Origin of the sequence: Nitratidesulfovibrio liaohensis, assembly GCF_011682075.1 — a bacterium.
GTDB classification, from domain to species: Bacteria; Desulfobacterota; Desulfovibrionia; order Desulfovibrionales; family Desulfovibrionaceae; genus Cupidesulfovibrio; species Cupidesulfovibrio liaohensis.
Window position 1 is genome coordinate 1 of the sequence record NZ_VSMK01000011.1, and the last position, 24,457, is coordinate 24,457.

Sequence of the window (24,457 nt, forward strand, 5' to 3'; positions counted from 1 at the left end):
GTTCCCACGGTGATGCCGTAGGCTGGTTGCCATTGCCAGCCCCACCCTCCGGGGCGTCCCCAGTTTGATTGGCGTCCGGATTCGTACCTGAAGCGGGTGGCGGCGTTTGCGTGGCCTTGCCCAGTTCTGCGACAATGGCCCGCGCATGGGCGATTGCTTCGATTGTTGATGCGCACGAGGTGCGTACCGCTTCCACAGCACAGGCCATGCGGGTAAGCAGGCCCGGACAGAGTTTATCGAGATGTTCCGCGATGGTGTCGCGCCGTTTTTCGATGGCCGGGACGTCCCATGCCCTGACCGTGAGCAGCAGCCAGTTCAGGAACAGCACTGTGGGATCGTCCGTTGTCCCTGTCGCCTTGCCGCCGAAGAAGTGGCCGATGAGCCAGTCGAAGTTCCCCCGGCAGCCGGGGAACGCCGTGACCAGCCGGTTTTCCACCCTCCAGTCCTCGATGATGTTCCAGACATGGTGCTCAAGCGGAGTAAAGTTCGCGGCTTTCAATGCTGCGAAGTCGGTATCCCGCAGGTGTGCGGCCTCGTGGTCGATGTAGCCACGGGCCAGTGCGAGAAAGGTGTCGGGCGCGTCCACAGGCAGGGCGGGGAGATGGATCGCGCTACCGTCCGTGTAGGCCTCCGTGCCCCCGATGGTCACGGTAACGCCGTATTTCCTGCCGAGCACGTTCGCCACCAGCGGCAGCGAGCGCATCACGGCGCGTGTATCCAGCATGTTGTCCTCCAAAGGCGAAAAGGCCCCGAAGCGTGGTGCTCCGGGGCCTTTCGTGGCTGGTGTGTATCGGATGATCAGGCGGCGGTGCCAAGCAGCCGCCAGTATGGTTCGAAGCTGGCCGCCACCAGCGCGCCGATCTGCGCAAGGAAGGGGGCGTAGTCGTCGCGCACCCCGATGGCGTCGAGGTTCTCGTAGTACGCGGCCCGCTGTTCCACCGGGATGATCACCGTGGGGAACCCGGCCCGCATCAACTCAAGGTTCATCAGCAGCCGGGCGGTGCGCCCGTTGCCGTCCGTGAACGGGTGGATCACCACGAAGTCGGCATGGACGCGCGCGGCCAGTTCCACGGGGTGCAGGTGCGCCGCCGCATCCGCGTACCACCGGAAGAAGGCGTCCATGCGTTCCTGCACGTGCAGGGCATCGGGCGGGGTGTGCCCCGCGCCGGAGATGATGACGTTGCGGGTCCGGTAGCGGCCCGCGTCATCGGCAATGCCCCGAAGCACCAGTTGGTGCAGTTCCTTCAGGGTGCGTTCGTCCAGCCCGCGTCCATCCCGTACCACTTCTTCCAGAAAGCCGATGGCTTCCTTATGGTTGATGGCTTCAAGATGCTCGCGCATGGACTTGCCGCCGATGGTCACCCCGTCTTCCAGCACCACCTTGGTTTCCATAAGGGTCAGCGTATTCCCCTCAATGGCGTTGGAATGGAAGGTGTACCGCAGCACCATGTCCGCCCGCAGGTTGGCCACCATGTCGGGCGGCAGCGGGCGATGCCGGTCGAGCCGCGCCTTGAGGGCGTCAAGTTGGGCGAAGTCGATGAGCGGTGTGGGCGATGGCGTTGTCATGGTGTGCTCACGGGTAACATGCAATCACGTCAACAGCCTCGATAGGTAAACGGGTTGGCGTGGCCTGTCCAGCCACCTACCACAGCCCGCAATTGGGCAAGACGTGTTGCAGGTCGGGCGTGACCTCGCGGGGAATGGCGTCCAGCGCAAGGTCGTCCCCAAGGTCGGGCATGTCGTCTTCCCCACCTTCGGGTTCGTCAACGGACGTTATCCGTCCATACTCCGTGTCGCTATCCTGCCGCAGCAAGGCATCCAGCAGATCGGAAGGACGATGGCCTTCGATGATCCGCTGCCCATGCTCCATGAGCGCGGACGGGTCACGCAGCAGGGCCACCAGCCCCTGCAGCATGAGCAGGTGCGCCCCCTGTATCCTGCCCCGCTTGGGCAGATTGGCGAAGGCCGTACCGATGAGGTCGGCCACCGGGGCCACCCTCGGTTCCACGAAGGTCAGTCCGGCCAGTTTCTGGTGGATGGTTCGCAAGGGCGACAGCGCCTTGTGGGTCACTTCGCTGCGGCCTGCATAGCACTTGTGCCAGGCCTCGGTGGCAGCCTTGGCCACCTCGTCGAACAGGGTCCGGCCAAGCCCGCGCACCTCTTCCGCAAGCCCCTGGGCCACCGGCTCCACATCGCCCGGCGGGGGCGGCACGATGCGGTAGACCTGCCAACGGAAGCCCATGCGGCTGCGCACGTAGTCCGCGCTGACGGTGGAGTCGGCGATGATGCGCTCCCACTCGCCGTGCCGGGCTATCCAGTCCCGAACGGCGTCATCGTACCGGGTGAGGAAGGTATCCCTGGCTGCCAGGAATTCGGCCCGAATGCGGTCGAGTTCTTCCACAAGAACGGGGGCTTTTTCCTCCGGAATGCCCCAACCGCCCAGAAAGCGTACGCCGTGGCGGTCGAGCAGGTTCACCGCGCGCGCCTTCAGCGTGCCGAAGATCTTCAGTTCCTCGGGATCGCAGATGCGCTTGCTGCCGAGCGAGGCAAGCTCCTCCGGCGGCAGGTCCGCGCCGCCGAAGTCCGCCGGGGTCAGCTTGCGCCGGGCGGTCCAGATGTTTACGTCGAGGTTGATAGCCATGAGGCAGTTCAGGATGGTGTCGTTCATGTGCGTGCTCCATAAAAGCGGAACGCCCCTCGGGTGAGGGGCGTCCTAGATTCCGTTGTGGAAGTGGTAGTGGTCCTTTTCGATCTTTTCCGCGGCCTGTCGCCACATTTCCTGTACCGGGTCTTCGTCGATGCACCGGCCCCACCCGAGGGTGTGGACCGTGACCCGCGAGGGATGGGGTTCCTCGTCATCCCCGGTCCAGGTGCGGACCTTGAGGAGGTAGAGTTCCGCTTCGGCCTTCCAGTGGTGGCGAACGCCGTTGGTGTAGATATCCCGAACGAGGTGGATGCTGCGGGAGAAGGGGAAGATGCGCATGGCGGATGTCGCTTTCATGAGTGTGTGCTCCTCGTGGGTGCGGTGTAGGTCGGAGTCGTTCCAGAATGCGGAATCGTCGGGAGGAAAATCGCGGTTATGGAAGGGGGCCGTATGACGAGGCGAGCCGGTAGCCTTCTTTGAGTTTTCCGAAGACGCGCGACCGCGCCTCACGGATGGGGTTGCCCCGGTTGCATCGGGTGATGGCCAGGGCAAGCCGTTGTCCTTGCGTATTAAGCTTGCCCCAGTGGAGGTCGATGCCGTGTTCTTGAATGGTGCAGGACCAGAACTTGCCGCCCGAAGGCGTGTCCTTTTCGAGGCGCAGCCAGGGAGGCGAAGGAAGGGAGGCGAAGAAGGCGGGGTCACGGGCCTGGCGGGTGAGCAGGGAATCCATGAACTGGAGCACCTGGCCGGTATTGCCCGGGATTCGGGGAGACGCGGCATCCTTGCCGTGGGTGTCCGGATCGGACGTGTTCGGCGCGGTAGCAGCGTCCCCGTTCACTCCCCCGTGGGGAACATGCGCTGGGCGATCTCGTGGAGGAGCGTTCGGGTTTCCCGCGTGGCCTTGAAGCCGAGCGTCCGGTCGAGGGCGTAGGCCACGGGCTGGATGCCCTGCCGGGCGAGCGGCTGGAACCGCTGGGTCAGGTCGGCCCAGCGGATCAGGGTGCGGGTGGAGAAGGTCACCTCGATGGAGGCGCCATGTGCCGTGCCCGATTCGCCCATGAACAGACGTCGGACCTCGTTGGCGTAGTCGATCATGGTGCGCCGCAGGGGTGCAGGGAGTTGCGGTGCGATGCGTTCCAGCAATCGTTCTTCCGCTGCGGGTTCGGGGTAGCCCATCTCGCACAGCCAGAACCGGTCGAGGAAGGCGAGGTTCTGGCGCAGGGTGCCCTGGTAGAGGCCCGTTTCGTCGGAACCGCCGTTGGTGTTGGCCGTGGCCGCGAACCGGAACATGGGGTGCGGCGTGACCAGTTCACCGCCGTTCTCCGGGATGCACAGGGGCTGGCCGTCGAGGATGCCGTTGAGCCCCGTGGCCGTGGCGGGTTCCAGTAGGTCCAGTTCGTTGAGCAGGAAGAGCCCGCCATGCTTCATGGCCAGCGCCAGCGGTCCGTACCGGAATTCCATGGAACCATGATGCACTGACAGGTGGCCCACCAGGTCGGGGAGTTCCAACCTGCCGTGCCCGGTGACCTCGAAGACCGGGTAGTTGAGCCGGGCGGCCAACTGCCGGATGGCGCTGGACTTTCCGCTTCCGGTGGGGCCGAACACGTAGAGCGGATCGGATGCGGTCATCAGCCAGACCACTATGTCCCGCGTGGTTTCGTGGAAGATGTAGTCGGGGTCGGCCTTGGGCGTATACGTCGATGGCTGGCGGTAGCCCTTGATCATGCGGCCCGACGGGGTGCCGCTGAACACGGCGCCAGCGTCGAGATCGACGGGCTGCAACGCGTGCAGGCCCGAATCGGTATGGGGCATGGGGTGCTCCTTGATGTTGTGTAGGTTGGGGATGTTGAGTATGCCGTCGGAATGGGGAGGTACGCATGGCCGATTGGGATACGCATCTCGACCCGGAAACGAAGGGACGACTGAAGGCTCTGGCGAGAGCCATGGGCAGGCCCGTGCCTGAACTCGTGGCTGACGCCGTGCGGCGGTACGTCCGGGACGAGGAATGTGTTGTGGCCGCCATCACGGAAGGCGTCCGTCAGGCGGATGCCGGACTCTTCGCATCGGATGATGAGGTCCGGGAGTGCTTCGCGCAGTGGGGCGTGGACACGAAGTTTCGGAAGAACCCGTGATACGGCCAGATCAGGCGTGAATGGCTACGGAGTGATCATGCCGCATTCGACGAGCATTCGTTTTGACAAGGCCACCGTGGACCGGCTGGACGAGATCGCCGCAACCACTGGTAGTACGCGCGCCGCAGTCATCAGGGATGCCGTGGCGCAGTTTCTTGACCGCGATGCGCGGTTTTGCCGCATGGTGCAGCAAGGGCTGGACGCAGTGCGCGAAGGTCGCGTGGTGAGCCATGCTGATGCCAAGGCCCGGATGCGCGCCCTTGGCATCACTCTGGAATGATCCGGAAGCGGTGCGCCTGGGGCTGGCGCTGACCGAGGGGGCTGCGCCGACGCCCCCTAGCCGAAATCGATGGTCCGGAACAGGCGCGCGTCGAAGGGATTGTCCCACCAGCCGCCGAGAATCTCGGCATCGTCAACGTCCTCGCCGATGCGCAGGAAGAGATAGTCGTCAACGTCAAGTTCATCCATGACGTCGGTGATGAACCGTATCTCCTCGAAGTCCGCGTACCATTTGACGCCTTCCCAGTAGTACAGCACGCCTTCCGAGTCCGGCGCGTCCTGCCTGAGTCCGTTTTGCAGGAACAGTTCGATATCGCTGGGGTTCGTGGCATGCTGCCGTGCCTCGTGCATCGCGGCATCAAGCCGTGCCCGCCCGTTGTCGGACAGGCACAGGGCGACTTCGCTGTAGTATCCCATGGTTATTTTCCTTTTTCGTTGATGGGGCTGATGAACAGCCGTTCATGGGGTTGGCCGGTTTTCCGGGCTCGCTCCAGAATGTCTGTCGCCGTTTGGGGGTCGCCGGTCAGGGCCTGTAGTTCCTCCTGCAGGGCAGCCTGGTCGATGGTCTGTCTGCCGGGCATGGATGCCACCCGGAAGCGGTGCCTGCCCGCCGTTATCCAGTCTCGCGCCATGCTGTCGCTTGCCGCCGCGATGCGCTGGAAGGCGGTGCGGATGCGCCCTTCGATGGCCGCGATATCGCCTTCGATGGCGAGTTTGCGTTCCTTCAGGCTGGCGAGGTGGTCGAGGTCCGCCGCATGGGCGGGGCCAAGCTCCACGGGCATGCCGTCAACCCGCATGGGTCGGAACTTGGGACAGGTGGCGTTGGCATCGCACCAGTCGCACAGGGGGTGAAACCCCTGGCAGTACAGGAGGTCGTCAAGCGCCAACTGCCCCGCCTTGACGGCGTTGACTGCCTGCCACAGGTCGGTGGCCGTGTTGCAGCAGATGCCGAGCATGGTCCGGTTGGGCGTGTACGGCCCGAAGGCCTTGGCGTCGGCCATGGAGATGGAGAGCACCCAGCCTTCGATGGTCACGCCTTCCGGTGTGCTTGGCAGGTCGAGGCCGAAGAGCAGCCGGGCCGCCTCCGGGAAAGTCTTGCGGATGAAGACCGGTTGGCCGTCTTCGTCCCGAAGCGAGCAGCACGGGCGATGCCAAGTGCTCTCCAGCAGGCCGATCTGCCCGTAGAGTTGCACCTCGTTGGAGGTGTAGAGGGTTTCGGGCAGGTGCCCGTTGCTTTTCAGCTCCAGCACCCGGATGACGGGTGTCGGGGCTTCGTGGATGAGGGTGATGTCGAGGTGGGCCTTGATGGGCACGCCGTGGAAGGAAGAGCTGATTTCCAGTTGCGGAATGAGTCGGTGGCCGCTTCTGGTAAGGGCGTCGGTGATCCCGGCCTCCTGCCAGTGGCCTCGATGCAGGGGGAGGTGGCGCTTCAGGATGGAACCGACATGTTGAGGCGGAATGGTGCGGGGCTGCGTGCCCGGCGACGCCAACTTGCGGGCAACCGCCGAGCGCAGGCATTCCGTTGCGGCGCCGATGTCGGACATGCCTACGTACGTGCTTCGGTCGCCCAGTTGGGCCTGCGTGGTGTGGATTTCCTGCGTAAGCAGGGATTCGGCGAGGAGGGAGAGAGGTTCCGGCAGTGCCGGAGACATGGGGGATCGCGGGGTGTCTGTCATGGGGGGACTCCATCGAGTGGACGAGGTTCCCCCACGGCGGGGGAATCCCCGCCCTTGGCGTGGTGTGTGGATCAGGCGGTCTCGGCGTACCGCCACCAGACCTTGCGCTCGGCGTTCCATTTGAATCCGGCAGCAGAGAGCAGTTGCTTGCGGGCAGACGTGTTGCCCGATGCCAGAATGCAAAGACGGCCATCCTGGGCGGTGGCCGTCGTGTAGCTTACCCCATCCAGCCTCGGCAGTGACGCCAGGGCTGGATGTGCTGTTTCTGCGGGCTTGGGCTGAGGTGTGGGGGCGGCGGGCGTGGCTTGTTGGGCTGAGACGACCGAAGGCTGCTGAGGCCGAGGCTGGCGAGGCGTTCTCTGTCGTGCGGGCCTGTCGCGGGATGCGGCCTCTCCGTCATCGTCGTCTTCCGTCACCATGCCGAGCATGGCCGAAAGGGAGTACCGGCGGGCGTAGGTCATAGCGCTGCCGTATCCCTGCGGGTCGGCCTTGGGTAGGGGCATCACCAGCAGCGATGACTGCCACTGGCCGGATTCGGCATGCGTGAGCTTGGTGACGAGGCCGAGGTGCCCGGCCTCTGCCGGGACCGGGTACTGGGTCACCCAGATGCCGTTGGTCAGCAGCGCATCTCGGCAGGAATCCATGACGGAGTTGAGAGTTGCATAGCGGGACTTGGCGAACGGGTTCTCACGGTCCTTGATGGCCGGTTGCAGGGTATGCTGAACGGCAATGAGGGCCTTGGCGAGGTCGGTGACCTCAGGGGAGGTGTACTCGGGAGGGTTCATGGGGACTCCTTGGAATGAGAAAAAGCCCTGACACACGGGGGTATCAGGGCAGTTGGGGCAAAATGCCTGCCTATTCAAGGAGGTAATATATATTTGAGGAAATGATGAATTACATTTGTCCTTGGGCTGGTTTCAAAAATCTGCCGCTGTTGACGAACAGGCATCGCCTGCTTATCAAGGAAATAAAGAATCTCAAGAATTTTTGAGGAGGCCATATGAACCTGGCAAAAGTATCAGCCAATGGGCAGGTGACGGTTCCGGTCGATATCCGGAGGAAACTGCGACTCAAGGAGGGTGACAAGTTGCTGTTCATCGAGCGTGACGGGGAAATCATCATCAACAACGCCTCGGCCACGGCCATAGTTCGGGCACAGGGCGCCTTTGCGAGAGCGGCCGGGGATTTCGGCGTCGCAAATGATGAAGACGCGCAGGGCCTGGTCGATGAGGTGCGCTACGGGGCGGAACGGCAATCATGAGGGTGAGGGCAGAGACGAACATTCTCATTTCCGCGCTGCTTTTTCCCGCTTCCCTCCCCGCGAAGGTCTTGTTGCATATCGCCAGTTGCCATGACCTTGTACTGTGCGATCATATTGTTGCGGAACTCCGTGATGTGGTCGCACGCAAGCGACCGGACTTGCTTGGTGATATTGACGTGCTTCTGGCGCAATTGTCGTACGAGATGGTCATCGCTCCCCAGGTACCCGGCAAACTCATTCAGGACCCCAAAGACCAACCCATCCTGAATGCGGCCATCATGGCCGATGTGGATGTTATCGTCAGTGGGGACAAGCACTTTCTGAAGCTCGATCTGGATCGCCCCCAAACCATGTCCCCTGCGCATTTCTGGAATCTGGAACAGGGTTGTTGAAGGAAGCAAAAGCAGGGACTGGCTTGCGCGTGCGAAGCCCCCTGCCGGAACTGTCGCGGAAGGAAGCAGACTGCTGGAAGCTGCGGTGACGGCGCGGTTGCCCAAGGAAGAGACGAGAGCGGCGGGATGACCCGCCGCTCCACCACCCCCCTTCGCCGGGTCATTGCGGGCATTGGGCCGTGTACAGCACCACGCTGTCGAATTGCGCCACCGCCTCATAATCGCACCCGTGCGCGGCCAGCGCGTCGTGCAGACCATTCACCCGCGCCCGCGTGAATCCGCGCGTGGCCCCGAGGTCGTAATGGCTGGCGAAGATATGGAACGGCCTGTTCCTGGGGGCCTCGGCCATGAGGATTTCCGCAGGCTGCCGGTAGTCTTCCGCATTCTTGAACGCGGTCATCATTCCCCACGCACCGGGGTGGTCCTTCAGTGCCGCGAAGTCCACCGGGCTCGCGGAGCCGCCAGCAGCCTCTATGGCGGCGCGAACATCGGCCGACCGACCGGCGACTGGGATCTGATCCATGGTGAATTGGTGATCACCGATCCGCTGCGCGACCTGCCGCCCATCGACCGGCTGGAAGGTTTCCGGCCCGGCGGACATAGCATGTACCAGCGGGTGATGGTGGCGGTGCTGTGCGGGCGCACCTCGATTCCAGCCTGGACCTACTGGATGCCATGCCCTCCATACGCGGAGAGAGTCGCCAGCGGCCAGTGGTTACGTCCGCGAGCCGACGTTTGCGGCCTTATCCGGACGAAAGCGTTTGACAATCGGCCCTTGCCTAAATATATTAGACGATATTTTAAGTTGGGGAGGCTGCGCCCAGCACCCCCGTTACCGCCTCTGGCGTGGCAAGAAAACAATCGCCCATGAGGAGCTAGAGAAATGGCCGAGATGGAAGACCGCTGGTTATCAGTAGACGAGATAGGCAAGTACCTCGGTGTCAGCAGTGACACCGTTTACCGCTGGATCGACAAGCATGCGATGCCCGCCCATCGCATGGGCCGTCTTTGGAAGTTCAAGAAAGACGAGGTTGACGAGTGGGTGAAGGCTGGCGGCGCGGCGGACCGCAACAAGAAGGGTTCTGACGAATGAAGATCATCGACAACATCAATTCTTTGCTGGGCGACGATCTGAAGGCTTCCATCCACCCCAAGGCCAAATTGAAGATCGCGGCATCGTGCTTTTCGATCTATGCCTATGAAGCTTTAAAGTCCGAGCTCGCAAAGATTGAGTCGTTGGAATTCATCTTCACAGCACCAACATTCGTCCCCAACGAAGTCACCGACAAACTCAGAAAGGAACGCCGAGAGTTTTTTATCCCAAAGGCCAACCGGGAACGCAGCCTCTACGGCTCCGAATTTGAAATCCAGCTTCGCAATAAGCTCACCCAACGTGCCATCGCCCGCGAGTGCGCCGAATGGATGCGCCGCAAAGCCAGATTCCGCTCCAACAAAACCAAATCCCCGATGCAGCAGTTTGCCTGCATTCAGGGGCCATCGCTGGAAGCGGCATATATGCCTTTGCATGGTTTTACCGCCGTGGATCTGGGATATCAGCAGGGTGATGCTGTTTCCAACATCGTCAACCGGGTAGACGAGACGGCCTTTACCTCAACCTACCTTCAGCTTTTTGACCAGATCTGGAGTGACCCGACAAAACTTGAAGATGTAACCACCGCAATCTGTGATCATATCGAGTCGGTCTATCAGGAAAATTCCCCAGAGCGCATCTACTTCCTGATGCTCTACAATATCTTCAGTGATTTTCTTGATGATATCGATGAAGACGTCCTGCCCAACGACCGCACGGGCTATCAGGATACGCTGGTCTGGAACAAGCTTTTCAACTTTCAGCGTGATGCCGCCATAGGCATTATCAACAAGCTGGAAACCTACAACGGCTGCATCCTGGCCGACAGCGTGGGGCTTGGTAAAACATTCACGGCTCTGGCCGTTGTGAAATATTACGAACTGCGTAACCGTTCGGTGCTAGTGCTGTGCCCCAAGAAACTTGCGGACAACTGGCTGAATTACAACAGCAACCTGACAACAAACATTTTCTCCAAGGATCGCTTCAATTATGACGTTCTGTGCCACACCGACCTGTCCCGCACCTCGGGAGAGTCGTTCGGCATTCCTCTGAACCGTGTTAACTGGGGCAATTACGATCTGGTCGTCATCGATGAATCGCATAATTTCCGCAACAACGATGCCGTTAAAGACAGGGAAACCCGCTATCAGAAATTGATGAATCAGGTCGTTCGCCAGGGCGTTAAAACCAAGGTTCTGATGCTGTCCGCTACCCCCGTCAACAACCGCTTCAATGATCTTCGCAACCAGCTCGCGCTGGCTTATGAGGGCGACTCTGAAAATCTCAGCAAGAAGCTTCGCACGGGCAGATCAGTGGAAGAAATCTTCCGCAATGCCCAGACGGTCTTCAACCAGTGGTCAAAACTGGCACCGGAGGATCGCACGGCGCGGGCTATTCTGGACTCCCTTGATTTTGACTTCTTTGAATTGCTTGACAGCGTCACCATTGCTCGTTCGCGCAAGCACATCCAGACCTTCTACGACACCAGTGACATAGGCCAGTTTCCCGAGCGTCGTAAACCCCTGTCATTCCATTCGCCACTGACCGGGCGCACGGATGTCATGAGCTTTAACGAGATCTTTGAACAGCTCTCGCTGCTCAAGCTCGCCGTTTATGCCCCGATCAGCTACATCCTGCCCAGTCGGCTCAAAAAATATGAAGACCTGTACGACACGCAGGTGGAAGGCGGCAAAGGGAAACTGAAGCAGGCAGACCGCGAACGTAGTCTTCAGGCATTGATGACGACCAATCTTCTCAAACGCCTGGAAAGCTCGGTTGAGGCTTTTCGTCTTACCCTGAAAAGCCTGCACGACAACCACGCCCGCACCCTGAGCAAAATCAATGCATTCAGGGTCGCAGGGGATGCTGGCAGTGTCTCTGACTGGACCGATAGCCTGGCAAACCTCGAAGCCGAAGAGGACGATATCCCGGTTCCGGATGACACCGGGATCGGCGGCAAAGTGAAGATAAACCTTGCCGACATGGATCTTCCATCGTGGGAGCATGATCTGAAGGTTGATCTGGAAGTCATTAACGCCTTGCTGGAGTCCATGGCAAAAGTCACACCCGAGGACGACGCCAAGCTGCAACACCTGAAAGCCCTGATTCTCAGCAAGATTGAAAACCCTATCAATGACGGCAATAGAAAAGTCCTTGTTTTCACCGCCTTTGCCGATACGGCGAATTACCTCTATGCCAACCTGGCGGATACCCTACTGACAAAACAGGGGCTGCACACCGGAAAAGTAACCGGCAAGGATGCGCCGAAATCATCCCTCAGAAAGAATTATGATTTCCAGTCGCTGTTGACGCTTTTTTCTCCTCGCGCCAAGGAGAAGGCTCAGGTGTTGCCAAATGAACCCGCTGAATTGGACCTGCTGATTGGCACCGACTGTATCTCCGAAGGGCAGAACCTTCAGGACTGCGACTACCTGGTCAACTATGACATCCACTGGAATCCGGTTCGCATCATTCAACGATTCGGCCGGATCGACCGCATCGGCTCCATCAACAAGACCATCCAACTGGTGAACTATTGGCCCGACATTTCTCTGGATGAATACATCAACCTCAAAGAACGGGTTGAAAACCGGATGGTCATTGCCGACGTAACGGCCACCGGTGACGACAACGTCCTCACGGCAAAAAGCAGCGAAATCTCGTATCGCAAGGAGCAACTCCGGCGCCTTCAGGAAGAGGTGATCGAACTGGAAGACCTGAAAACGGGTGTTTCCATCACCGATCTCGGCCTGAATGACTTCCGGATGGATCTGCTGAACTATGTCAAAACAAATGGCGATTTTGTCAACGTGCCCAATGGCATGCATGCGGTTGTCCCAGCCCGGCCCGCAATGGGACTTCATCCCGGCGTCATCTTTGCCCTGCGCAACCGTAACCATGCGGTCAACATTAATCAGCAGAACCGGCTGCATCCCTACTACCTGATCTATATATCCGGCGACGGACAGGTCATCGCAAACCACACCGAGGTCAAAACACTGCTCGACCTGGTGCGATCCAGCTGCAAGGGACAACCGGAGCCCATTCAGGCCGTCTGTCGCCTGTTCAATCAGCAGACCGACGAAGGCCGGAACATGAAGGCCTGTTCCGATCTGCTAAGTACCGCCATTCGTTCGATGATCGACGCCAAGGAAGAAAAGGATCTGGACAGCCTGTTCTCCGGCGGCAGAACAACGGCCCTGGTGAACACCATCGCCGGGCTCGATGATTTCGAGCTCGTCGCCTTTCTCGTGGTGCAGGAGGAAGGATAATGGAACCGCGAAACACGCTAAAAGCGCGAAAAATTAAAACGAGGAAGTCTTTTTCTTTCGCGTCGTTCGCGATTTTCGCGGTTAATAAATGGGGGTGGGCATGAGTATGTTGTTTGCCTATCCCGATGCGGCAAAGTTTGGACGCGTGCTGCCCAAGAACAAAATATACGAGCACGGAAGCCCCAGCGCTGCCGTCAGACAGCTGTTTGTCCGGCAGGTGGAACAAATTGTCTGGCAACACAAGCTTGCCCCGGAGACAGTCAACCTGAAGGCATCAAAGGCCGTGCCTGAAATCCAGATCTTCAGCATCGCTCTCAAGGGTGACGAGCTCAAACCCGAGGTGCTGCGCTGCATTGACCTGGCCATTCCCTTTCCGATCATTTTTGAGCTCCGGTTCGACGGGAAAGTAAAACCTGTCGCCGCCTTTAAGCGGCCGAGTGAAGCGGATGCCAGCAAGTGGGTCATCAGCGAATATTTCGATGGCGATTGGACAGCCACCGATACGCCACGCAAGCCCCTGCCGATGGTTTTCGACCTCGAGGCACTTTACGGCCATTTGCTGCTGCCCCTGATGCCGTACCCGGCACGGCCGGGTGAAGACCTGCAAGAGCGGGTGGAACGGATGGAGCGCATTCGCCTCAAGCAACGAGAGCTGGAGCGTTGCGAGGCCCGGCTCCGCAAAGAGAAACAATTCAACCGCAAGGTCGCGATTAACGCCGAGCTGCGTGACCTGAAACAAGAACTTGAAAATCTGACCCGTCCGCTGTCTGTAAGCGGGACGGCAGTCGCACCCTAAAGGACGAACATGATGGAAAAGATGAAAATGCACTCCCCGAACCTGACCCAGGAAAACATCGCCCGTATCCGCGAGATGTTTCCCGCCTGCGTGACCGAGGCCCAGGGCGAAGACGGTAAGCTGAGGCTGGCGGTCGATTTCGACCAGTTACGGCAGGAGTTATCCGAGTCCATCATGGAAGGCCCGCAGGAGCGCTACCACCTCAACTGGCCAGGCAAGCGGGAAGCCCTGCTCACCGCCAACGCGCCCATCGCCAAGACCCTGCGCCCCTGCCGGGAAGAGAGCGTGGATTTCGACACCACGAAGAACCTGTTTATCGAGGGCGATAACCTGGAGGCCTTGAAGCTGCTCCAGGAGACCTACCTCGGCAAGGTCAAGATGATCTACATCGACCCGCCTTACAACACGGGAAATGATTTCATCTATGAGGATGATTTTGCCGAGAACGCAGAGGAGTTCCTGAAAAGGTCGAACCAGAAGGATGAGGAAGGGAATCGACTGGTAACAAACAGCGAGTCAAATGGACGATTTCACTCGGACTGGCTTTCCATGATTTATGCCAGGCTAAAGCTGGCCAGAAATTTGTTGGCCGATGACGGGGTGATATTCATTAGCATTGATGATGGTGAGGTTGGGAACCTAAGAAAGTTAGCAGACCAAATTTTTGGTGAAACGAATTTCATTGCCAACCTGATTTGGCAGAAAAAGTATACAAGGGCAAACGATGCCAAGTGGTTTTCAGATAACCACGACCACATTCTTTGCTATGGCAAGGATAAGCAAGGCATGACATTAAATATGTTGCCAAGAAATGAAGATCAGTTGGCAGCATACTCAAATCCAGATAACCACCCCAAAGGCATATGGAAGGCAACACCATTACACGCCAAAAGTGGCACCAATACGTCGGAATACACCTTTAATAATGGCATCACTTGGAAACCGCCCATTGGTACATATCGCCGCTTTAACGATGAATCAATGAAAAGGATGGATGAGAACAATGAAATTTGGTTTGGCGCTGATGGTACACAAACACCATCCAGGAAGAGTTTCCTCTGTGATGTAAAAGAAGGCGTAACCCCAGTCACCTTATGGCCATATGATGAAGTTGGCCATAATCATGAAGCAAATAACGAACTAAAGACTCTTGGAATTGGAGGGCTTTTCAATAATCCAAAACCAACACGACTGCTTAAACGAGCGTTAATTCTGGCTACAAATCCAGGAGATCTTGTTCTCGACTTTTTTGCTGGCTCTTCCACCACAGCTGACGCGGTTATGCAGCTCAACGCTGAAGATGGTGGTAATCGCAAGTTCATCATGGTTCAACTCCCTGAACCTTGCGACGAAAAGTCCGAGGCTTTCAAGGCAGGCTATAAAACCATCGCCGAAATAAGCAAGGAACGCATACGCCGCGCTGGCAAAAAGATTCTGGAAGGTGAATGCCACGAGGGGTGGAACAAGGACATCGGCTTCCGCGTCCTCAAGATCGATTCATCCAACATGGCCGACGTCTACTATACGCCGGACGCCATCGAGCAAGGCCAGCTGAAAATCTTCACCGACAACATCAAGTCGGACCGTAAGCCCGAAGACCTGCTCTTCCAGGTATTGCAGGACTGGGGCGTGGATCTTTCACTGCCCATCCGAAAAGAGACAATCCAGGGCAAGACCATCTTCTTCGTGAATCAGCCCCCCTACGATCTTGTCGCCTGCTTCGATACCGGCGTGAATGAGAACCTGGTCAAGGAGTTGGCCCGGTTTGAGCCTCTACGGGTTGTGTTCCGCGACACCGGTTTTGTCTCCGACGCCGTCAAGATCAACGTGGAGCAGATCTTTAAGCAGATGTCTCCGGGCACTGAAGTGAAATCGATATAGGGGGGGGCTTGGCATGAAACTGAAGTTTAAAGTCCAGCCCTATCAGACCAACGCGGTGGAATCCGTGGTTGACTGCTTTGCCGGGCAGGTGAATACCTCGGGCATTGCCTACCGGATCGACCCGGGCGTGAACAAAAAGCTGCTGGCACAGGGACCGACTTTGCCGGGCATGGAAGTTGAGCTGACCGGCTTCAAGAACGCAGATTTCCAGCTGACTGATGCCCAGATATTGACCAATATCCATGCCGTGCAGCGGCGGCAAAATCTGCCCTTGTCGGACAAACTGGTTTCAAGCGCTGGATGCAAGATCAATCTTGACATTGAGATGGAAACCGGGACCGGCAAGACCTACTGCTACGTCAAAACCTTCTTCGAGATGAACAAGCGTTACGGCTGGACCAAGTTCATCGTGGTAGTGCCCAGCATTGCCATCCGTGAGGGCGTGCTCAAATCGCTTGAAATCACCGCCGAGCATTTCACCGAGAGCTACGGCAAAAAGATCCGCTTCTTTGCCTACAACTCCAAGCAACTGCCCCATCTGGAAAGCTTCTCTTCCGATGCGGGCATCAACGTCATGGTCATCAATATCCAGGCGTTCAATGCCACGGGAAAGGATAACCGCCGCATCTATGACGAGCTGGACGATTTCCAGTCGCGCAAGCCTATCGATGTGATCAGCAGCAACCGCCCCATCCTGATTCTGGATGAACCACAGAAGATGGAGGGCAAAAAGACGCTGGAGGCGCTGGCCAAGTTCAAGCCGCTGATGATCCTGCGCTACTCGGCCACCCACCGGACCACGCACAACAAGATCCACCGCCTCGATGCCCTGGACGCCTATAACCAGAAGCTGGTGAAGAAGATCGCGGTGCGCGGCATTGCCGTCAAAGGCCTGGCAGGCACCAACGCCTATCTCTACCTGGAATCCATCGAGATTTCCAAGAAGGCACCGGTTGCCCGAATCGAAATGGAAGTGCGCCAGGGGGGCGGGATCAAGCGGATCGTCAAACGCCTGGAGCGAGGCAAGGATCTGTTCGTTGAATCAAACGAGCTGGACCAATATCGCGGCTTTGTCATCGCCCAGATAGACGCCAACAAGGACACGGTGGAGTTCACCAACGGCCATGTGCTGAGTGCGGGTGATGCAACGGGCGACATTACGGAAATGGCTATCCGGCGTATTCAGATCCGGGAGGCGATCAGGGCTCACCTTGAGAAGGAGCAGATTCTTTTTGCCCAAGGCATCAAAGTGCTGTCCCTTTTCTTCATCGACGAGGTGGTCAAATACCGGGACTATAGCCAGGCCGATGAACAGGGAGAGTACGCCCGGATTTTTGAAGAAGAGTACGAGCGGCTCAAAGCCGAATATTTAAGCCTTCTTCCCTTGGATGGTGGAGTGTATCAGGAATATCTGAAGGGAATTCAGGTTGGCCGCACCCACAACGGTTACTTCTCCATCGACAAGAAAACCAAGAAGCTTACCGATCCGAGCTTCAAGACGCGTGGAGAGGAAGCCGGGCTTTCTGATGATGTTGATGCCTATGATCTCATCCTGAAGGACAAGGAACGGCTGCTCTCCTTCGCGGAACCGGTCCGGTTCATTTTCTCTCACTCTGCCCTGCGGGAAGGCTGGGACAACCCCAATGTCTTCGTCATGTGCATGCTCAAGCACAGCGACAACACGATCTCGCGCCGCCAGGAAGTTGGCCGGGGGTTGCGGATCAGCGTCAACCAGCATGGGGATCGTATGGATAACCCGGCGACGGTCCATGACGTGAATCTCCTGACCGTAGTCGCAAGCGAGAGCTACAAGGACTTCGTCGGGAATCTTCAGCGTGAGATCAGCGACTCCCTCTCTGCACGCCCCCGCAAGGCGGACGAGGCCTACTTCACCGGGAAGGTCATCACCACCGAAGCCGGGACAGTGGAAATTACCCCGGTCATGGCCAAGCAGATATACAAGTATCTGCTCAAGAACGACTATACCGATGACACGGATCAGGTTGCCGAAGCCTACCACGAGGCAAAAGCCAACGGGTCCCTGGCGGCGCTTCCGCCCGAGCTTGCCCCTCATGCGGACCAGATTTTCGGCCTGATCGACAGCGTTTTCAGCGAGTCCCAGCTGCCCGACGTGGGTGATGACCGCAAGCCGAAGACCAATCCGCTGAACGCCAACTTCGAGAAAAAAGAGTTCAAGGCGCTCTGGAGCCGAATCAACCAGAAGGCTGTCTATCGTGTCGAGTTCGATTCCAGCGAACTCATTCGAAACAGCATCCGGGCTTTGGACAAAGAGCTACGGGTGACGCCGCTACAATACACCATCCAAAGCGGCCTCCAGAACGATCAGATCACCGATGGCCAACTCAGAAGCGGTGACGGATTCACGCTGACCAATACATCAGTCGAAACCCATAATGCCTCAATCCATTCCATGGTCACCTATGACCTGCTTGGGAAAATTGCCGAAAACACCCAACTGACAAGAAAGACCGTCGCCGAGATATTGAGCGGCGTTCAGACTGCGGTTTTCAAGCAATTCAAACAGAACCCGGAGCATTTCATCGCCGAAAGCTCACGGCTTATCAATGAGCAAAAGGCCACGATCATCATCGAGCGGCTGAGCTACGACAACATCGCCGAGACCCACGATATCGATATTTTCACCGCAGGCCAGAGCAAGCAGGACTTCACCAAAGCCAGTGAGAAGCTGAAGAACCACATCTATGACTACGTGATTACCGACTCCAAGGTTGAGCGTGAGTTTGTGAAAGAGCTGGATACCAGCACCGAGGTGGTCGTTTATGCAAAGCTCCCCCGAGGCTTCCTGATTCCGACCCCTGTCGGCGACTACAACCCGGACTGGGCTATTTCTTTCAAGGAAGGCTCGGTCAAGCACATCTATTTCGTCGCCGAGACCAAAGGCTCCATGTCCAGCATGGAGCTTCGGGCAATAGAACAAACCAAAATCGAATGCGCCCGCAAGTTCTTCGCGGAGGTCAACCGCAAGATTGATCCCGAACACGTGAAATACGACGTGGTGACCAGCTACGGGAAGCTGATGGAGATTGTTGGTATGGGAGGGGCATCCGCTTAAACCCAGGACTGGATGACTTTATGGAGGCCTAATATGCAAGACAGATCACAATATTCAGCGGCAGCATCTTTGCCCGGGTATATCTACCAGTGCCGTCTTGCATTGTTGGAATCCCTAAAACGTTTAAAGTCTGCCCCGGATATTGCTGTTGCAATCGAGACTCTCGACGATGTTGTGTTCGAAAAGGACGGCAGCCCCACCGAAGTCATCCAGGTTAAGAGCCTATCCGTAAATAACGCCAACTTTTCTCAATGCGATGATTGCAGCGGCCAGATGGTGTAGCGCCAAGTGTGTTTCATTCAATTTCAATGACAGGTCGTAAGAAAAAGCCGACTTGGACCCATCTCAAACGCCAGCTTGCCGACCTCGACCGTCCGGCGCTGCTTGGTCTGATTCAAGACCTGTACGCAGCCAGCAAGAACAATCAGGCTTTTCTCCATGCCCGCTTTGCCCTGGGCGAGGACGTGCTCGAACCGCACAAGGCCACCAGCGACCGCTGGGTTTGCCCGGATGTCATGCGCAATCAGGATATCTCGGTCACCAAGGCCAAAGAAGGCAATCTCGGATTACAAGAAAGCCATCGGTCGTCCGGAAGGGCTGGCGGAGCTGACGGTGTTCTATTGCGAATCCTGTATGAACCTGCTCGGCCACTGCGGCATGGATGACGAGGGCTATTTCAACGCCTTGGTGCGCATGTTCGATCAGGCGCTGAAGGCGATTACGGAGCTTGAGCCAGATCAGCAGGAAGACTTTGTCGAACGGCTTGAACGTGTCCGGAGCGAAGGCCACAATTGGGGCTAGGGTGTTGGTGATGACATGGACGTTCTGATGGCGGAGTATGGATTTGCCGAAGAGTGAGAAGAGCCTGAATAAACAGGACGAACTGCGGCGCCTGCGCGAGGAGAACGCCCGCCTCAAGGATCTGCTGACCCAGCACGGTATCGCCTGGGAAGAGCCGGTCACCCCTGAACCCGCCCCCGCCCCAAAAGAATCCGCACCAGCCCAAGCCCATTTCACCACCGACGACAAGATCGCCCTGTTCCGCCGCCTATTCCGTGGGAGAGAAGATGTCTATCCCCAGCGCTGGGAGTCGGCCAAGGGCACATCCGGCTATTCACCAGCCTGCGGTAACGAGTGGAAGCCCGGTCTCTGCCATAAGCCCCGGGTGAAATGCGGTGAATGCAACCAGCGCCAGTTGCTGCCCGTGACCGATCAGGTGATCTACGACCATTTGGCCGGGAAACAGACCATCGGCGTCTATCCGCTCCTGAGTGATGACAGCTGTTATTTTCTCGCGGCCGATTTCGATGAGGCCGACTGGCGGGATGATGCCCAAGCTTTCACGCAATCCTGTCGGGAGCTTGGCATTCCGGCGGCGCTGGAGATTTCCCGCTCCGGCAAGGGCGCTCATGCCTGGATCTTTTTTGCCGAGACGGTTCCGGCCCGCGAGGCCCGGCAGCTCGGTGCTGCACTGATCAGCCACACCTGCGACCGCACCCGGCAATTGTCTCTGACCAGCTACGACCGCCTGTTTCCCAACCAGGACACCATGCCCAAGGGCGGCTTCGGCAACCTGATTGCGCTGCCCTTGCAGAAACAGCCGAGGGAATCGGGGCGCAGTGTCTTCGTCGATGAACAACTGCAACCTTATCCAGACCAGTGGGCTTTTCTGGCGTCCATCCGTCCCATGTCCCGGCGGGACCTGGAAGACGCCATTCTGCGGGCCAGCGGCGGCCGCCATCCCCTGGATGTGGCCTTTGTCACCGAGGAGGAAGACAGCAAGCCATGGCAGCGACCATCACCCGTACCCGCCCGGATTATCGGTCCACTGCCAGAATCGTTGACCATGGTGCTGGCCAACCAGATTTTTATCGCCAAGGCCGATTTGCCGCAGCCGCTGGCCAACCATTTAATCCGCCTCGCCGCCTTTCAGAATCCGGAATTCTACAAGGCCCAGGCCATGCGTCTGCCGGTGTGGAACAAGCCGCGCATCATCGGCTGTGCCGAGAACTACCCCCAGCATATCGGCCTGCCGCGAGGTTGCCTCAATGCGGTTCTCGATCTGTTGCAGGAGAACGACATCCGTCCGGAACCGCAGGACGAACGCTTGGCCGGACGGAAGGTGACGGCCAAGTTCACCGGCACCTTGCGCAAGGACCAGAAGGCAGCGGTGCGGGAGATGCTCAAACACGAGGTCGGCGTGCTTTGCGCCCCGACGGCCTTCGGCAAGACCGTTACCGCAGCCGCCCTGATCGCCCGGCGCAAGGTCAGCACACTGGTGCTGGTCCATCGCACCGAACTGCTGCGCCAGTGGCAGGAGCGGTTAACTGGTTTTCTTGAGTTTCCGAAAGGAAGCTTGGGTGTCATCGGCGGCGGCAAGAAAAAACCGTCCGGCAAGATCGACATCGCCGTCATGCAGTCACTGTCCCGGCGGGAAGACTTGGGCGAACTGCTCGACCAGTACGGCCAGATCATCATCGACGAATGCCATCACCTGTCGGCCTTTTCCTTCGAAGCTATTCTCAAACAGGCCAAGGCGAAGTTCGTGGTGGGCCTGACCGCCACTCCGATACGCCGCGACGGGCATCAGCCGATCATCTTCATGCAGTGCGGGCAGATCCGCCACAGCGCCGCCAGACCGGAAACCGCCCCGGCGCAACTGGAGGTGTGGCCGAAGGTGCTGCCCGCACCGGAGATCCCCCCGGATTCGCCGATTCAGGATGTGTTCCGCATCCTGGCCAACGATGCGACGCGCAACCGGCGCATCGCCGGGGATGTTTTGGCCGCCTACCGAGAAGGGCGAAAGGTGCTGGTGCTTACTGAGCGAACGGATCATCTGCCGCTGTTACAAGAGGCGCTGGGGGATGAGGTCGAGCACTGCTTTGTCCTGCATGGCCGCTTGTCGAAGAAACAGAGAACGGCGGTGTTCGCGGAACTGGATGCGTTGGATGAGTCGGCACCGAGGGTACTAATTGCCACCGGCCGCCTGATCGGCGAAGGCTTCGACCATCCGCCGCTCGACACGCTGGTGCTGGCCATGCCGATATCCTGGAAAGGAACCTTGCAGCAATACGCAGGACGCCTGCACAGGGAGCACGCCGAAAAGCAGGATGTGCGCATCTACGACTATGCCGAGACCGATCAGCCGCAACTGGCCCGCATGTGGGACAAACGTCAGCGCGGCTACCGGGCTATGGGGTACGAGATCAAACCGATGAAGACCACCGCTTTAGGAAACGTCACGAACCTAAAACAAGACGAGTCGTTATTTTAACTTCGCTGCTCCATCTCCAGCAGAAACCGCCAGACCGGCACGACCTGGATCGTACCGAATCCCACGGGGATGGTCTCATCGGTCCACCAAGAGACGACCTTTGATACCAGGGGCTTTCCGGCGACCGAAAAATCGGAGCCGTGGTTGTAACTTTTTTCTGCTTTAGCAGATGCGTCGCAACGTCGAACGCTCGTCTGAGGAAATCGAAGTGGCCGTTCAGGAAATCCGCTTGATTTTTCCTTCCCGGTTCTTTATTTTAGGATGCTCAGTGAAAATAAAATAAAGACGTACCTTATTTTAGGTTCGAGGCAGGCAGGATGAAGCGAGAACTCCAAGGCAGATACGTGACCATATCGACGGTGGGTGAGAAGGCCCAGGCTTTCGTGCCCGCGCCGCTGCCGCCGCGTCCGCCCATCGACTGGACGCCGAAGTTGCGCAGCAAGTTCGACCAGGCGCTGCTGGCACTCGGGAGGCTGGACAGCGTCTCGACCCTGCTGCCGGACACCTCGCTATTCCTCTACATGTACGTCCGCAAGGAAGCGGTACTCTCCTCCATGATCGAGGGGACGCAATCGTCGCTGTCCGACCTGCTGCTGTTCGAGTTGGATCAGGAACCCGGCGTGCCGCTGGATGACGTGCGGGAGGTCAGCAACTATGTCGCGGCCCTCGACCATGGCCTGCGCCTGCTGGAAGAAGGGCTGCCACTGTCGCTGCGACTGTTCCGAGAGATTCACAGCGTGCTGCTGACCAAGGGCCGGGGTAGCAACCAGACCCCGGGCGAGTTCCGGCGCAGCCAGAACTGGATCGGCGGCACCCGGCCGGGCAACGCGGCCTTCGTTCCGCCTCCGGCCGAAGATGTACTGGAGTGCATGAGCACGCTGGAGCTTTTCCTCCATGACCAACCGGAGCCGACCCCGGTATTGCTCAAGGCAGCGCTGGCCCATGTGCAGTTCGAGACGATCCATCCGTTCCTCGACGGTAATGGCCGTTTGGGACGTCTGCTGATCGCGCTGCTCCTGTGTGAGCAGAAGGTGTTGCGGGAGCCGATGCTCTACCTCAGCCTCTATTTCAAGACGCACCGCCAGTATTACTACGAGCTGCTCAACAACGTGCGTATGACCGGCGATTGGGAAGCCTGGCTCGATTTCTTTGCCGAGGCGGTCATCGTCACCGCCACCCAGGCGGTGGAAACGGCCCAGCAACTCCTCGACCTGTCGAACCAGGACCGTGACAAGATCAGCGGCCTCGGACGGGCGGCGGCGTCCACCCGGCAGGTCCACCGGGCACTCATGGAGCATCCCATCGCCACCTCGGGCTCGTTGGTGGAGAAGACCGGCATCACCCCGGCCACGGTCAACAAGACGCTCGGTCACCTGGAGCAACTCGGCATCGTCAAGGAGCTGACTTCCCGGAAACGCAACCGCCTGTTCAGCTACGCGGGCTATATCGAGATCATGAGTCGCGGCACGGAACTGCCGGGCAGGTAGGCCAATGCTATTCCCATTTTCGAAATCGAACCGGATGTGCAGAGAAACAGGACTATGGGTTGTGGTGAGGCCGTTGGTATCCGATTATGCTGCAAACACAGCATCCTCGTCCGGAGCATGGGAATTGATATGAAAAAAGTGCTTCCCTGATTGGAACTTGGGGCGCGACTCGGCTTCCTATGCGAATCCCTCGTTTTTCAATGTGTTATGGTGCAGTTTAGGGTCGGAGACTGAGTTGCGGTCGAGTGCTGTTTGCTCCGGCGCTGTGCCTTCAACGGTTTCCTCTGTCCACCTTGGGACTGAGACAACTCATGGGGCGAACGTGCTGCCCCGGTTGGTAAGTTCATTTTTACCGTAATCTGGAGTCCCCCCCAACAGCCCTATGTCCAGACCTGGTGCTAACGGGAACCTTCTGAGTCACTGTCTACCGTCAACGGTGTTCAACGGTAGACAGTGACTCCACTTACCCTCCGAATAGGGATGGCTCTTGTTCAGGGCCAGGCAGTTCTTCAGGTGAAGGTGCGCCCCTGCCTTCGCATTGACAACCCGCACCTTGCCAAATTTTGCCAAAGCATCTACGTTTACACTATGAGCACGATGAACATCTCCCTCCCCGACGCCCTGAAGTCTTTCGTGGACGAGCAGGTCAGTCAGCGCGGTTACGGCACCAGCAGCGAGTACGTGCGCGAACTTATCCGCAAGGACCAAGATCGGCAGCAACTGCGGAGCCTGCTCTTGGTTGGTGCTGCTTCGGCACCGACCGCCCCAACCGATGCCAGTTACTTCGAGGGGCTGCGTGACCGGGTGCGTAAGGCAGGCAACCCTCGCACCAAGGCGTGAAGAGTAAGCCGCTTATCCCGCGTGAGCAGGCCAACCGGGATGTCGAAGAGATCGCTGCCTACTACCTAAGCGAAGCTGCCGAGGCTGCTGCGCTCGGCTTCATCGATGCGCTGGAACAGGCCTACGCCCACATCAGTCGCCATCCGGCCACGGGTTCCCCACGCTACGCCCACGAGCTCAATCTGCCTGGCCTACGGGCTTGGCCGCTAGCGCGATACCCGCACCTCGTATTCTACGTCGAGAGGACGGGCCACATCGACGTGTGGCGCGTGCTGCACAACCAGCGAGACATCCCCGCCTGGATGCAGGAGCCCGAAACCGGATAACGGTCAGCTTCCG

26 protein-coding genes and 1 pseudogene are annotated in these 24,457 nt (G+C 58.6%); 17 read left to right on the forward strand and 10 right to left on the reverse strand.

Annotated features, from left to right (window positions below; all coding sequences use genetic code 11):
* From FVW27_RS00520 to FVW27_RS00545, 6 genes and pseudogenes are all read right to left on the reverse strand, one after another.
* Window positions 1-724: pseudogene (locus tag FVW27_RS00520) on the reverse strand (hypothetical protein); the annotation flags it as partial.
* A gap of 74 nt (window positions 725-798) precedes the next feature.
* Window positions 799-1,566 carry a Fic family protein gene (locus FVW27_RS00525; RefSeq protein WP_167121816.1) on the reverse strand — a complete coding sequence of 256 codons (768 nt, stop codon included), beginning with the start codon at window positions 1,564-1,566 and terminating at the stop codon, window positions 799-801.
* A 76-nt stretch (window positions 1,567-1,642) separates the two neighbouring features.
* The gene (locus tag FVW27_RS00530; protein WP_243838123.1) at window positions 1,643-2,668 is read right to left on the reverse strand and encodes a DUF3150 domain-containing protein; all 1,026 of its coding nucleotides are present in this window, start codon (window positions 2,666-2,668) and stop codon (window positions 1,643-1,645) included.
* A 45-nt stretch (window positions 2,669-2,713) separates the two neighbouring features.
* Window positions 2,714-3,001 (reverse strand): hypothetical protein, encoded by a 288-nt coding sequence (locus FVW27_RS00535; protein ID WP_167121817.1) that lies wholly within the window; start codon window positions 2,999-3,001, stop codon window positions 2,714-2,716.
* A gap of 76 nt (window positions 3,002-3,077) precedes the next feature.
* Window positions 3,078-3,374, reverse strand: a complete 297-nt coding sequence (locus FVW27_RS00540) for a hypothetical protein (protein WP_167121818.1) — start codon at window positions 3,372-3,374, stop codon at window positions 3,078-3,080.
* Between the two features lie 104 nt (window positions 3,375-3,478).
* The gene (locus FVW27_RS00545; RefSeq protein WP_167121819.1) at window positions 3,479-4,456 is read right to left on the reverse strand and encodes an AAA family ATPase; all 978 of its coding nucleotides are present in this window, start codon (window positions 4,454-4,456) and stop codon (window positions 3,479-3,481) included.
* Between the two features lie 65 nt (window positions 4,457-4,521).
* Between FVW27_RS00545 and FVW27_RS00550 the strand changes: the two genes are divergently transcribed.
* Together FVW27_RS00550 and FVW27_RS00555 are read left to right on the forward strand one after the other, a co-directional pair.
* The gene (locus FVW27_RS00550; protein WP_167121820.1) at window positions 4,522-4,776 is read left to right on the forward strand and encodes a CopG family ribbon-helix-helix protein; all 255 of its coding nucleotides are present in this window, start codon (window positions 4,522-4,524) and stop codon (window positions 4,774-4,776) included.
* Window positions 4,777-4,813: 37 nt separating this feature from the next.
* Complete coding sequence (locus tag FVW27_RS00555; protein WP_167121821.1) at window positions 4,814-5,056, forward strand: CopG family ribbon-helix-helix protein; 243 nt, start codon at window positions 4,814-4,816, stop codon at window positions 5,054-5,056.
* Window positions 5,057-5,112: 56 nt separating this feature from the next.
* On the opposite strand, the gene FVW27_RS00560 is transcribed toward FVW27_RS00555, so the two are convergent.
* The 3 genes from FVW27_RS00560 to FVW27_RS00570 all read right to left on the reverse strand — a co-directional run bounded on the left by FVW27_RS00560 (window position 5,113) and on the right by FVW27_RS00570 (window position 7,516).
* A complete protein-coding gene (locus FVW27_RS00560) occupies window positions 5,113-5,472 on the reverse strand; it encodes a hypothetical protein (RefSeq protein WP_167121822.1) in 360 nt (119 codons plus the stop codon).
* 2 nt (window positions 5,473-5,474) lie between these two features.
* Window positions 5,475-6,731 (reverse strand): hypothetical protein, encoded by a 1,257-nt coding sequence (locus tag FVW27_RS00565; RefSeq protein ID WP_167121823.1) that lies wholly within the window; start codon window positions 6,729-6,731, stop codon window positions 5,475-5,477.
* A 71-nt stretch (window positions 6,732-6,802) separates the two neighbouring features.
* On the reverse strand, window positions 6,803-7,516 hold the full coding sequence (locus FVW27_RS00570) for an ERF family protein (protein WP_167121824.1): 714 nt from the start codon (window positions 7,514-7,516) through the stop codon (window positions 6,803-6,805).
* 215 nt (window positions 7,517-7,731) lie between these two features.
* On the opposite strand from FVW27_RS00570, the gene FVW27_RS00575 reads away from it, so the two are divergent.
* On the forward strand, window positions 7,732-7,992 hold the full coding sequence (locus FVW27_RS00575; RefSeq protein WP_167121825.1) for an AbrB/MazE/SpoVT family DNA-binding domain-containing protein: 261 nt from the start codon (window positions 7,732-7,734) through the stop codon (window positions 7,990-7,992).
* Window positions 7,989-8,384, forward strand: coding sequence for a PIN domain-containing protein (locus tag FVW27_RS00580; protein ID WP_167121826.1), 396 nt, complete (start codon window positions 7,989-7,991; stop codon window positions 8,382-8,384). The genes FVW27_RS00575 and FVW27_RS00580 overlap by 4 nt, the downstream gene beginning before the upstream one ends.
* 160 nt (window positions 8,385-8,544) lie before the next feature.
* Here the strand turns inward: FVW27_RS00580 and FVW27_RS00585 are convergent, their stop codons facing one another.
* Window positions 8,545-8,985, reverse strand: coding sequence for a hypothetical protein (locus FVW27_RS00585; protein WP_167121815.1), 441 nt, complete (start codon window positions 8,983-8,985; stop codon window positions 8,545-8,547).
* On the opposite strand from FVW27_RS00585, the gene FVW27_RS21210 reads away from it, so the two are divergent.
* The 13 genes from FVW27_RS21210 to FVW27_RS00645 all read left to right on the forward strand — a co-directional run bounded on the left by FVW27_RS21210 (window position 8,917) and on the right by FVW27_RS00645 (window position 24,444).
* A complete protein-coding gene (locus FVW27_RS21210) occupies window positions 8,917-9,255 on the forward strand; it encodes a gamma-glutamylcyclotransferase (protein WP_424991839.1) in 339 nt (112 codons plus the stop codon). The genes FVW27_RS00585 and FVW27_RS21210 overlap by 69 nt on opposite strands.
* Before the next feature lie 12 nt (window positions 9,256-9,267).
* Window positions 9,268-9,477: a helix-turn-helix domain-containing protein gene (locus tag FVW27_RS00595; protein WP_011417544.1), complete on the forward strand. Its 210-nt coding sequence runs from the start codon at window positions 9,268-9,270 to the stop codon at window positions 9,475-9,477.
* Window positions 9,474-12,746: a helicase-related protein gene (locus tag FVW27_RS00600; RefSeq protein ID WP_167121827.1), complete on the forward strand. Its 3,273-nt coding sequence runs from the start codon at window positions 9,474-9,476 to the stop codon at window positions 12,744-12,746. Before FVW27_RS00595 ends, FVW27_RS00600 begins: the two co-directional genes overlap by 4 nt.
* 100 nt (window positions 12,747-12,846) lie before the next feature.
* A complete protein-coding gene (locus FVW27_RS00605) occupies window positions 12,847-13,542 on the forward strand; it encodes a DUF4391 domain-containing protein (RefSeq protein WP_167121828.1) in 696 nt (231 codons plus the stop codon).
* 9 nt (window positions 13,543-13,551) lie between these two features.
* A complete protein-coding gene (locus FVW27_RS00610) occupies window positions 13,552-15,423 on the forward strand; it encodes a site-specific DNA-methyltransferase (protein WP_208294541.1) in 1,872 nt (623 codons plus the stop codon).
* A gap of 13 nt (window positions 15,424-15,436) precedes the next feature.
* Window positions 15,437-18,517, forward strand: coding sequence for a type III restriction-modification system endonuclease (locus tag FVW27_RS00615; RefSeq protein WP_167121829.1), 3,081 nt, complete (start codon window positions 15,437-15,439; stop codon window positions 18,515-18,517).
* Between the two features lie 33 nt (window positions 18,518-18,550).
* Window positions 18,551-18,799, forward strand: a complete 249-nt coding sequence (locus tag FVW27_RS00620) for a hypothetical protein (protein ID WP_167121830.1) — start codon at window positions 18,551-18,553, stop codon at window positions 18,797-18,799.
* A 26-nt stretch (window positions 18,800-18,825) separates the two neighbouring features.
* On the forward strand, window positions 18,826-19,182 hold the full coding sequence (locus FVW27_RS00625) for a hypothetical protein (protein ID WP_208294542.1): 357 nt from the start codon (window positions 18,826-18,828) through the stop codon (window positions 19,180-19,182).
* Entirely contained in the window at window positions 19,151-19,318 is a 168-nt protein-coding gene (locus FVW27_RS20555) for a hypothetical protein (RefSeq protein ID WP_208294543.1), read from the forward strand. Before FVW27_RS00625 ends, FVW27_RS20555 begins: the two co-directional genes overlap by 32 nt.
* A 37-nt stretch (window positions 19,319-19,355) precedes the next feature.
* Window positions 19,356-21,791, forward strand: a complete 2,436-nt coding sequence (locus tag FVW27_RS00630) for a TOTE conflict system archaeo-eukaryotic primase domain-containing protein (RefSeq protein ID WP_208294544.1) — start codon at window positions 19,356-19,358, stop codon at window positions 21,789-21,791.
* 317 nt (window positions 21,792-22,108) lie between these two features.
* Window positions 22,109-23,278 carry a Fic family protein gene (locus FVW27_RS00635; protein ID WP_167121831.1) on the forward strand — a complete coding sequence of 390 codons (1,170 nt, stop codon included), beginning with the start codon at window positions 22,109-22,111 and terminating at the stop codon, window positions 23,276-23,278.
* A 480-nt stretch (window positions 23,279-23,758) separates the two neighbouring features.
* The gene (locus FVW27_RS00640) at window positions 23,759-24,118 is read left to right on the forward strand and encodes a type II toxin-antitoxin system ParD family antitoxin (protein WP_243838125.1); all 360 of its coding nucleotides are present in this window, start codon (window positions 23,759-23,761) and stop codon (window positions 24,116-24,118) included.
* Window positions 24,115-24,444, forward strand: coding sequence for a type II toxin-antitoxin system RelE/ParE family toxin (locus FVW27_RS00645; protein ID WP_167121832.1), 330 nt, complete (start codon window positions 24,115-24,117; stop codon window positions 24,442-24,444). The genes FVW27_RS00640 and FVW27_RS00645 overlap by 4 nt, the downstream gene beginning before the upstream one ends.
* The last annotated feature ends 13 nt before the right edge of the window (window positions 24,445-24,457 follow it).